Genomic DNA, 10,273 nt, shown 5'->3' with positions numbered 1-10,273 from the left:
TTGATCAATGGGGGCCTGGGGTCCTTTGGGGGCCGCCGGCGGGGGGGGCCCACTCGTGGTGGGCCACCGCGGCGCGCAGGTACTTCCGGTGTTCGCGGCGACTAGGTCATGATCACCGCATCGCTGGACCCGAGTGTCATTGCGATGGAGTTGAGGAACGAGGTCACCGGGTCGAACACGAGAATGTCCTGCAGGGGAAGCATCCGATCTCCTTCGTGAACAGCTGAATGGGTTTTTCCTGCCACACGATTCGGCGGGAACAACCCATTCAGCCACATCCGGCGCCCGCTCGGGGCGGAACCGTCAGGAGTAGAGGGCCTCGATCGCGGTGCCGAAGGTGTCGTGGATGACGTTGCGCTTGAGCTTGAGCGTCGGCGTCAGTTCCCCGGTCTCGATGGTGAAGTCCACGTCCAGGATGCGGTACTTCTTGATCTGCTCCGGGTTGGAGACCTTGGTGTTGCCCTGGGCGACCGCAGCGTCGATCTCCGCGACGAGGTCGGCGTGCTTGACCACCTCGGCGATCGGCAGGTCGGCGGCGACGCCGTTGCGCTCTCGCCAGCCCGGCAGTGCCTCCTGGTCGATGGTGATCAGTGCGCCGATGAACGGCTTCGCGTCGCCGACGACCAGGCACTGGCTGATCAGCGGGTGCGCACGCAGCGCGTCCTCGAGGACCGCGGGGGCGACGTTCTTGCCACCTGCGGTGACGATGATCTCCTTCTTGCGGCCGGTGATGGAGACGAAGCCGTCCTCGTCGATGGATCCGAGGTCGCCGGTGTGGAACCAGCCGTCCTTGATCGACTCCGCGGTGGCGGCGTCGTTGTGCCAGTACCCGGAGAACACGACCGGTCCCTTAACGAGGAGTTCGCCGTCGTCGGCGATCTTCGCGGCATGCCCGTTGATCGGCTTGCCGACCGTGCCGACCTTCTGCTCGGTGGTGGTGTTGACGGTGACCGCCGCGCTGGTCTCGGTCAGGCCGTAGCCCTCGTAGACGGGGACGCCGATGCCGCGGAAGAAGTGGCCCAGGCGGGCGCCGAGCGCGGCGCCGCCGGACACTGCGCGGTCGCACTCGCCGCCGAGCGCGGCGCGCAGCTTGCCGTAGACCAGCTTGTCGAACACGGCGTGCTTGATCTTCAGACCCAAGCCGGGTCCGCCGTTCTCGAGCGCCTCGCTGTAGGCGATCGCGGTCTCGGTGGCCTTGGCGAAGATCTTGCCCTTCCCACCGTCCTCCGCCTTCTGCTTGGCCGAGTTGTACACCTTCTCGAACACGCGCGGAACCGAGAGGATGAAGTTCGGCTTGAACACCGCGAACTGGTCGACGAGCGTGGTCAGGTCGGAGGTGTGGCCGACGGTGACCTTGTACTCGAACGCCGCAAAGGAGACGGCGCGGGCGAAGACGTGGGCGAGAGGCAGGAAGAGCAGCGTGCGCTGGCCCTCGTACATCGCGTCCGCCAACGCGAGCTGCACCGCCTGGCATTCGGCGTTGAAATTGCTGTGGGTGAGTTGCACGCCCTTCGGACGGCCGGTGGTGCCGGAGGTGTAGATCAGGGTCGCGGGGGAGGTGGCGTTCACCTGTGCGCGGCGCTCGTGCAACGCCTCGTCGGTGATCGCGGCACCGCGAGCCGTCAGCTCGTCGATGGCCCCGGCCTCGATCTGGAGCATCTCGCGCAACGCGGGCGCCGCCTCGGCGACGTCCTTGACCGTCTCGGCGTGCGTCGCCGTCTCGACGACCAGGACGGCGGTCGCGGAGTCCTCCAGGATCCACTGGGCCTGATCGGCCGACGACGTCTCGTAGATCGCGACGGTGCAACCGCCCGCGGTCCAGATGGCGTAGTCGAGGACGACCCACTCGTACCGGGTGGCGGACAGGATCGCGACCCGGTCGCCGAGTTCGACACCCGACGCCATCAGACCCTTCGCGACGCCGGCGACCTCCGCTGCGAACTCCGCCGCGGTGACGTCCACCCAGCTGCCGCCGACCAGCTTCTTGAAGGGGACGTGCTGCGGACATTCCTTCTCGAACCGGAATACGCTGTCGGCCATCGAGACGTCGTCCGGAATGGAAAACGACTGCGGAACTTCGAACTCTCGCACTGTGGACCCTCCAGGACTACTGACAAGTACGGGTGTGCATTGGATCACATTCCGCGGTGGGATGCACTGGGTTCGTTGTCCGGAATGACCGAATGTGAACCCGGCGAATCAGTTTGTCTGTAACTTCCGGTCCCGCGAACTGTGGGTTTCGGTGCCGCCGGGGGCCGGAATGAGGCGTAGGTCACGTTTTCAGTGCCGTCCTGACCTCGTGGTCCGTGAGCTGGTGGAAGTCGCGGTAGGCGCCGCCGACGCCGCCGAGCCAACGGGGCACCAGGGGGCACACGACCTCGTCGGCAACCACCTGCAGTCGGGCGACCGCTTCCTCCGACGAGACCGGCATCGCGACCACAATTCGTGCCGCGTCCTGCGCACGCGCCACCCGACAGGCCACCGCCGCGGTCGCGCCGGTGGCCATCCCGTCGTCGACGATCACCACCGTTCGGCCGGTCATCGGGATCGGGGGACGGTCCCCGCGCAGCATCCGGACGCGGCGGTCCAGTTCGCGGCGCTCGGCGGACTCGACCGAGGACAGTGCGGTGGGGGACACCCCCGACTGGGCGATGACGTCGTCGTTGAGCACTCGAACGTCGCCCTCGCCGATGGCGCCCATCGCGAGTTCCGGCTGCCACGGCAACCCCAGCTTCCGGACCACGATGACGTCCAGGTCCCCGTGCAGCGCGTTCGCCACTTCCACGGCGACCGGCACACCGCCGCGCGGAAGTCCCAGCACCAGCGGGTTGGAGTCGCGCAGGTGCGAGAGAGAGGCGGCCAGATCGCGGCCGGCCTCGGCGCGGGTGGCGTAGAGCATCTCGACTTCGACGCTACGCCGGGGAGGACCCAGCCCCTAGCGTTCGACGACCCCGAACCTGCGAAGCGTCAGCGCCGGATTCTTCTCCCGGACCTCGGCGATGCGCGCGGTGGTTACCTCGGCGCGTGCGGTCCCGGTCTGCTCGCCCAGCGACGCGAGCACCACGCCCATCGGGTCGACGATCATCGAGTTGCCCGCACCGGTGCGCGCGGACTGGTCGGCGGCGGCGACGTACAGGGTGTTCTCGATCGCCCGCGCCCGCACCAGCGTGGTCCAGTGATCCTCCTTGAGTGGTCCGGGCACCCACTGGGCGGGCAGGGCGAGCACGTCCGCGCCCGCGTCCACGATCCGCCGCGTCACTTCCGGGAACCGCAGGTCGTAGCACGTCTGCATGCCGAAGGTCAGTCCGTCGACGGTGAAGGTGGCGGGCTCGACGGCCTCGCCGGCGCGGAACACGTCCGACTCCCGGTAGCCGAAGGCGTCGTAGAGGTGCAGTTTGCGGTAGACGGCGGCGACGGCACCGTCCGGTGCGGCCGCGACGAGGGTGTTCGAGATGTGGTCGTCGCCGGCGAGGGTCTCGTTCATGCCTGCGACCACGTGGACGCCGAACTCTGCGGCGATCTCCAGCAGGCCGGTGACGAACGGTCCGTCGAGGGGTTCGGCGGACTCGGAGACGCTCGCGTCGAGTCGCGGCGTGGTGTACATGGCGTACTCGGGGGCGACGACCACCTGCGCGCCGCGGGCGGCGGCCTCGCCGACCAGGTTTCGTATCGCCCGGTGGTTCTCGCCCTTGTCGGTGCCCGCGGAGAACTGTGCCACTGCGATCTCGACCATGCGCCCATTGTGCGCATGGCCGAGACCGCTTCGTGGTGTGGGCCCCTGGAGGCGCCCGGTCTAGGACATGTCGCCCACGGTGGAGACGAGGTTGCCCTGCATGAACTCGTGATAGGCGGGCAGGTCGAGCATGCCGTGCCCGGACAGGCCGATCACCAGCACCTCCGGCTCCGTCAGCTTCTTCGCGTACTCGGCGCAGGCCGCGATCGCGTGGGAGGACTCGGGCGCGGGCACGATGCCCTCGGCCCTGGCGAACTGCACGCCCGCCGCGAACGACTCGGTCTGGTCGACTGCCTGGCCGGTGACGTAACCGAGCTCGACGGTGTGGCTGAGCAGCGGCGCCATGCCGTGGTAGCGCAGGCCGCCGGCGTGGATCGGGTCCGGCACGAAGTCCTGGCCGAGGGTGTGCATCTTCAGCAGCGGCGTCAGGCCGGCGACGTCGCCGTGGTCGTACCGGTACTCGCCCTTGGTGATCGACGGGCACGCCGCCGGCTCCACGGCCATGACCCGGGTCTTCGCCCGGCCGTGCAGCACCTCGCGGATGAACGGGAACGCCAGGCCGGCCAGGTTGGAACCGCCACCGGCGCAACCGAACACGACGTCGGCGTTCTCCTCGCCCGCGGCGCGCAGCTGCTCGACCGCTTCGAGCCCGATGACCGTCTGGTGCAGCACCACGTGGTTGAGGACGCTGCCGAGGGCGTACCGCGCGTTCGGGTCGCCGGCGGCCACTTCCACGGCCTCGGAGACCGCGATGCCCAGGCTGCCGGGGGTGTCGGGGTGCTCGGCGAGGATCTTGCGGCCGGACTCGGTCAGCGTGGACGGGCTGGCGTGCACGGTGCCACCGTAGGTCTCCATCAGGAACCGGCGGTACGGCTTCGAGTCGTACGACGCGCGGACCTGCCACACCTCGAGGTCGATGCCGAACTTCGCGCACGCGAACGACAGCGCGGAGCCCCACTGGCCGGCGCCGGTCTCGGTGGTGATCTTGGTGACGCCGTCCTGCGCGTTGTAGTACGCCTGCGCGACCGCGGTGTTGGTCTTGTGGCTGCCGACCGGGCTGACGCCCTCGTACTTGACGTAGATGCGGGCCGGGGTGCCCAGTGCCTTCTCGAACTCGCGCGCCCGGATCAGCGGCGCAGGCCGCCACGTCTTGTAGACCTCGCGGATCGGCTCGGGGATCTCGATGTACTGCTCGGTCGACGCTTCCTGGGCGATCAGCCCGGACGCGAACAGCGACTCCAGGTCGGCGGGGGTGACCGGCTCCTTCGTTCCCGGGTGCAGATGCGGTGGCGGCGGCACCGGCAGGTCGGCGGCGATGTTGTACCAGTGGGTGGGGATCGGCGTCGGCTCGGACACGGGCGCTCCTGGTGTCGAAAGGCAGTTTCTGCCCCGCATTGTGCCCGCGTTGGTGATCAGGGTTACGCCGGGTGGGCGACTGCGGGTCGGCGACGGGGTGGGTGAGACGGTAAACTCCTGGTGAAATGAGTGACACCGAGCAGAACCCCGAGCCGGAAAACGACAGCACCACATTTGCCGACCTCGGCATCGACGATCGGGTGCTGCGGGCACTGACCGACGTCGGGTACGAGTCGCCCTCGCCGATCCAGGCCGCGACCATCCCGCCTCTGATGGCCGGCAGCGACGTGGTCGGTCTCGCCCAGACCGGCACCGGCAAGACCGCGGCCTTCGCGGTGCCGATCCTCTCCCGCATCGACCCCGAGCAGAAGCGTCCGCAGGCGCTGGTGCTGGCGCCGACCCGCGAGCTCGCGCTGCAGGTGGCCGAGGCCTTCGGCAAGTACTCCGCGCACATCCCCGGACTGCACGTGCTGCCGATCTACGGCGGCCAGTCCTACGGGGTGCAGCTGTCCGGGCTGCGGCGCGGCGCACAGATCATCGTGGGCACGCCCGGTCGCGTCATCGACCACCTGGAGAAGGGCACCCTCGACCTCTCGCACCTGGACTACCTGGTGCTCGACGAGGCCGACGAGATGCTCAAGATGGGCTTCCAGGAGGACGTCGAGAAGATCCTCTCGGAGACCCCCGAGTACAAGCAGGTCGCGCTGTTCTCGGCGACCATGCCGACGGCGATCCGCAAGATCTCCAAGCAGTACCTGCACGATCCGGTCGAGATCACCGTCAAGGGCAAGACCTCGACGGCCACGAACATCACCCAGCGCTGGGTGCAGGTTGCGCATCAGCGCAAGCTCGACGCGCTCACCCGCATTCTCGAGGTCGAGTCGTTCGAGGCGATGATCATCTTCGTCCGCACCAAGCAGGCCACCGAGGATCTCGCGGAACGCCTTCGGGCACGGGGTTTCTCGGCCGCCGCGATCAACGGCGACATCGTGCAGGCCCAGCGCGAGCGGACCATCGGTCAGCTCAAGTCCGGTGCCCTCGACATCCTTGTCGCGACCGACGTCGCCGCGCGCGGACTGGACGTGGAACGCATCTCACACGTCGTCAACTACGACATCCCGCACGACACCGAGTCGTATGTGCACCGCATCGGCCGCACCGGCCGGGCCGGTCGCTCCGGCGACGCGCTGCTGTTCGTCGCGCCGCGCGAGCGGCACCTGCTCAAGGCGATCGAGCGCGCGACCCGGCAGCCGCTGACCGAGATCCAGTTGCCGACCGTCGAGGACGTCAACGCGCAGCGCGTCTCGAAGTTCGGTGACTCGATCACCGAGTCGTTGAGCTCCGACAACATCGCCCTGTTCCGGCGGCTGATCGAGGACTACGAACGCGAGCACGACGTGCCGCTCGCCGACATCGCCGCCGCTCTCGCCGTGCAGTCCCGCGACGGCGAGGCGTTCCTGATGGCGCCCGAGCCGCCGGCACCGCCGCGCAAGGAGCGCGAACCGCGCGAGCGGCCGCCGCGCCGCTTCGACGAAGGCCCGAAGGTCGGGCGCAACGGGCAGGAGATGGCCACCTACCGGATCGCCGTCGGCAAGCGTCACCGGGTGGTCCCGGGCGCCATCGTCGGCGCCATCGCCAACGAGGGCGGCCTGCGCCGCAGCGACTTCGGGCACATCAGCATCCGCCCGGACCACAGCCTCGTCGAGCTGCCCGCGGACCTGGCGAACGAGACCCTCGAAGCGCTGCGTGCGACCCGGATCTCCGGTGTCCTGATCCAGCTCACCCCCGACCAGGGCCCGCCCGGGCAACGCCCGCAGGAGCGGGGCCGGCGGAGCGACCAGGGCAGTCAGCGCGACGGCAAGTCCGGCAAGGGCAAGTTCGACAAGAAGCCCAAGCGCGACCGGTACTGACGGCCTCGCCGTCGCCTGCACGCCTACACGGGTGCGGGCGAGGCGAGGGCGGACACCCCGGCCCGGCCCAACGCCGCGCCCTGTCGCGATCCGGACTCGAGTGCCGCCGGGGACAGCCCGGCGCGCACCTCGGCGTCGTACCCGGCGAGGTCGATCGGGTCCATCGCCGCGGGGCGGTAGCCGATCGCCGCACCGTGTCGGTCGACGGCGCCGGTGAGGACCGCGGCCGTGTGGTGGTCCCCACGGCGGAAGGCCGCGTACGCCGACGTCGCCAGCCCGACCAGCCACGAGGTGACGTCCGCGTTGTCGTCACACACCCGGATCATCCGGGTCAGCTTCTCCTCGGCGGGTCCACCCCAACGGCCCTGGGCGAGATCCACTTTCGCGCCGATCCACAGTGAGGACGCCTCGCACCAGCCGTACCCGCACCGCTGCGCCGTGGCGGCCGCCTCCTCCAGGTGTGCCGCCGCGGACTCGAGATCGCCGGCCCGGAAGTCCGCCGTCCCCAAACACATCAACGCCTCGGCGGTGGTGAACAGCCGCTCGGCGCGGGTACCGAAGTCGAGCGATGCCCGGGCGTGGGTGCGGGCCTGTTCGATCAGTCCGGATCCCGCCTCGAAGAACGCGAGTGTGGTTTCGGCGTCTGCGCGGCTGACGGGATCGGTGACCTCGGCGGCCAGTTCGGCGAGCAGCCCGAACGCCGTGAACAGTCCCGGAAGGTCGCCGGCGAGGTAGTGGATGACGGTCGCCCCGGCCACCGCCCTGGCCCGTACCGGCAGTGACCCCGACGCCGCGATCCCCGACGCCACGGCGGGGGACAGCCAGCTGATCGCCTCGGCGACGTGGCCCCCTCGGTACCAGTACCAGTACACGCCCCCCGCGATCCGCAGGTACGTGTCGAGGTCGCCGGTGTTCGCCTCCAGTGCGGCCCGGACATTCGGGATCTCGAGGTCGAGGCGGCGCATCCAGCGCGAGCTGTCCGACCCGCGCAGACCGAGGAACGCGTCCTCGGCGAGATCGCAGATCCACCGGGTGTGGCTGCGCCGCAGCCGTGCGGTCAGGTCCGGCTCGCGCACTCGCGCGGCGTACCCGCGCATCGTCTCAAGCATGCGGTAGCGGCGCGGGTCGCCGCCGACGACGGACACCAGCGACTTGTCCACCAGCGACCCGAGATCGGCGAGCAGTCCCGCTTGGTCGACGACGGCACGCGCGGAGTCGAGGTCGAATCCGCCTTCGAACACCCCGAGGGACTGGAACAGCCGCTGCTCGGATTCGGTGAGTGTCTGGTACGACCATTCGACCGCGGCGAGCATCGTGGTGTGCCGGGCGTTGGTCCGCGGTCCGCCGCGCAGCAGTGCGAACCGGTCGTCGACGTGATCGATCAGTTGTCGGACCGACAGCGTCCGGCACTGCGCAGCGGCGAGTTCGATTGCCAGCGGCATCCCGTCGAGCTCGGAGCACAGCCGGAGCAGCAGTTCGCGTTCCTCGGGATCGGGGTGGAACTCGCCGAGCTGCCCGGCCGCCCGTTCGATGAACAGCTGTACCCCCTCCAGGTCGGACATCGGGGGAACCTCGTAGACGTATTCGCCTGCGGCGGAGAGTGCTTCGCGGCTGGTGGCGAGGACCCGCACAGAAGGACAACGGGTCAGGATCGCGGTCACGACCTCGGCGACCGAGTCGACGACCTGCTCGCAGTTGTCGAGAACCAGCAGTAGTTCTCGCCCACGGAGCACGTCGGCGATTCCGTCGACGCCGCCCGAGACGGTCAGCCCCAGTGCGGTTGCCAGGGCGTCGGCGACCTGACCGCCGTCCCTGGCGCCGGCCAACTCCACGAGCCACGGTCCGTCGACGTCGGTGCGGGCACGTGCGGCCTCGAGCGCGAGCCGGGTCTTGCCCATGCCGCCGGCACCGGTGAGGGTGACGAGGCGGTGCGTTCGGAGCAACGCCCCGAGGTCGGTCAGCGGATCGCTCCGACCCACCAACGGGGTCAGTGCGAGGGGAATGTTGCGCGCGAACGGATCCGGTGCGGCGGCGGGCTCCGCTGCGGCCTCGGCCACCTCCGGTGTGGCGGGCGCCGAGTCCGGGACGCTCGGTGTCAACGCGTCGTCGTGCGCGAGGATCGCCGCCTGCAGCGCCAGCAGGCTCGGCCGGGGATCGGTGCCGAGTTCGTCGGCGAGGATTTCGCGGGCCCGGCGCAGCGCGTCGAGGGCGTCGCCCGGTCGGCCGGCCAGATAGTGTGCCCGCGCCGACAACTCCCACGCGCGTTCGCGGAGCGGGTGCAGTCGGGTGAACGCGTCGAGGCGCGCGGCGGCCGTCCCGTGTTCGCCGAGTGCGAGCGCGGCCTCCATTCGATCCTCGACGACGTCGAGGCGCAGGGCGTCGAGGCGACGGGCCTCGACCGCCACCGACTCCGACTCGGGGACGTCCGCGTAGGCGTCGCCACGCCAGTGATCCAGTGCGGCGTCGAGGGTGTCGGCCGCCGCGGCGGCGTCACCGGCGGCGAGGAGTCGGGCACCCGCCTCGGCGAGGACGGTGAACTGCTGCCAGTCGGTGGCGTCGGGTTCGAGGGCGTAGCCGTTGCCGGTCCGGGGCAGCACTCGGGAGCGGGCGCCGGGCCGGTGCGGATCGAGGATCTTGCGTATCCGTGCCACATAGCCCTGCAGGGTCAGTTTCGCGGTGCGGGGCGGAGTGTCACCCCACAGGTCGTCGATCAGCGCGTCGTCGGACACGCTCTCCCCGGCCGCGACGGCCAGACGCGCGAGCAGCGCCCGCGGCACCGGGCCGCCCACCGACACATCCGAATCGCCGACAAGCACCTGGACCGGCCCGAGAACCTGCAGGTAGACGGACGTCGGTGGGGGCGTGGGCGCGGTCGGTCCAGGCATGACCCTCAGCATAAGCGGGCCGGCCTACCAGTGATTTGCCAGCGTGGTGCAAGTCGAGCGCAGCCGGGCGCAGGTCGTCTCCAACCGGGTCCGGGCACCGTTTCCGGTGTCGGACGGTCCGACACGAAAGTGACGAGGAGTCATGAACATGCGCAACACCACCATCACCGAGATCCCCGCGGCCGGCGCCGAGCTGAACGAGGCGCAGCTGGCCTCCGTCGCGGGCGGCATGCGCGACCGCGGGCGCTCCAGCAAGGTGATCGACGTCGTGGACGGCTGGACGGGAACCGACGCCGACTTCTGATCGGTTCGCGGAAGTAGCGGGGGGGGGCCCCTACCGCGCCCCCCCCCCCCCCCAGAAAAAAAAGACACCCGAGGGGAAACAAAAC

General features: G+C 69.8%; 7 protein-coding genes. 2 read left to right on the top strand and 5 right to left on the bottom strand.

Annotated elements, in window-relative coordinates:
- Positions 1–303 precede the first annotated feature (303 nt).
- From ACWDU4_RS27865 to ACWDU4_RS27850, 4 genes are all read right to left on the bottom strand, one after another.
- Positions 304–2,091, bottom strand: a complete 1,788-nt coding sequence (locus ACWDU4_RS27865) for an AMP-dependent synthetase/ligase (protein ID WP_450117200.1) — start codon at positions 2,089–2,091, stop codon at positions 304–306.
- Positions 2,092–2,272: 181 nt separating this feature from the next.
- The gene (locus ACWDU4_RS27860) at positions 2,273–2,899 is read right to left on the bottom strand and encodes a phosphoribosyltransferase (protein WP_450117199.1); all 627 of its coding nucleotides are present in this window, start codon (positions 2,897–2,899) and stop codon (positions 2,273–2,275) included.
- Between the two features lie 36 nt (positions 2,900–2,935).
- Complete coding sequence (locus ACWDU4_RS27855) at positions 2,936–3,733, bottom strand: carbon-nitrogen hydrolase family protein (RefSeq protein ID WP_450117198.1); 798 nt, start codon at positions 3,731–3,733, stop codon at positions 2,936–2,938.
- A gap of 60 nt (positions 3,734–3,793) precedes the next feature.
- Positions 3,794–5,089 (bottom strand): TrpB-like pyridoxal phosphate-dependent enzyme, encoded by a 1,296-nt coding sequence (locus tag ACWDU4_RS27850; RefSeq protein WP_450117197.1) that lies wholly within the window; start codon positions 5,087–5,089, stop codon positions 3,794–3,796.
- Between the two features lie 125 nt (positions 5,090–5,214).
- Between ACWDU4_RS27850 and ACWDU4_RS27845 the strand changes: the two genes are divergently transcribed.
- Positions 5,215–6,999 carry a DEAD/DEAH box helicase gene (locus tag ACWDU4_RS27845; RefSeq protein ID WP_450117196.1) on the top strand — a complete coding sequence of 595 codons (1,785 nt, stop codon included), beginning with the start codon at positions 5,215–5,217 and terminating at the stop codon, positions 6,997–6,999.
- A 23-nt stretch (positions 7,000–7,022) separates the two neighbouring features.
- Here the strand turns inward: ACWDU4_RS27845 and ACWDU4_RS27840 are convergent, their stop codons facing one another.
- Positions 7,023–9,884, bottom strand: a complete 2,862-nt coding sequence (locus tag ACWDU4_RS27840) for an AfsR/SARP family transcriptional regulator (protein ID WP_450117195.1) — start codon at positions 9,882–9,884, stop codon at positions 7,023–7,025.
- 148 nt (positions 9,885–10,032) lie between these two features.
- Here ACWDU4_RS27840 and ACWDU4_RS27835 point away from each other — a divergent pair, with 148 nt between their 5' ends.
- Positions 10,033–10,188, top strand: coding sequence for a putative ATP-grasp target RiPP (locus ACWDU4_RS27835; protein WP_345344306.1), 156 nt, complete (start codon positions 10,033–10,035; stop codon positions 10,186–10,188).
- Positions 10,189–10,273: the final 85 nt, after the last annotated feature.

It is taken from the genome of Rhodococcus sp. NPDC003348, from assembly GCF_053589375.1.
Note: the sequence above shows the minus strand (reverse complement) of the source record. Positions and strands in the feature narration are given on the sequence as shown.

Bases quoted from the DNA above. Each gene is read 5' to 3' on its own strand.
- ACWDU4_RS27860 (WP_450117199.1), bottom strand. From the start codon at position 2,899: ATGCTCTACGCCACCCGCGCCGAGGCCGGCCGCGATCTGGCCGCCTCT.
- ACWDU4_RS27855 (WP_450117198.1), bottom strand. From the start codon at position 3,733: ATGGTCGAGATCGCAGTGGCACAGTTCTCCGCGGGCACCGACAAGGGC.
- ACWDU4_RS27845 (WP_450117196.1), top strand. From the start codon at position 5,215: ATGAGTGACACCGAGCAGAACCCCGAGCCGGAAAACGACAGCACCACA.
- ACWDU4_RS27840 (WP_450117195.1), bottom strand. From the start codon at position 9,884: ATGCCTGGACCGACCGCGCCCACGCCCCCACCGACGTCCGTCTACCTG.
- ACWDU4_RS27835 (WP_345344306.1), top strand. From the start codon at position 10,033: ATGCGCAACACCACCATCACCGAGATCCCCGCGGCCGGCGCCGAGCTG.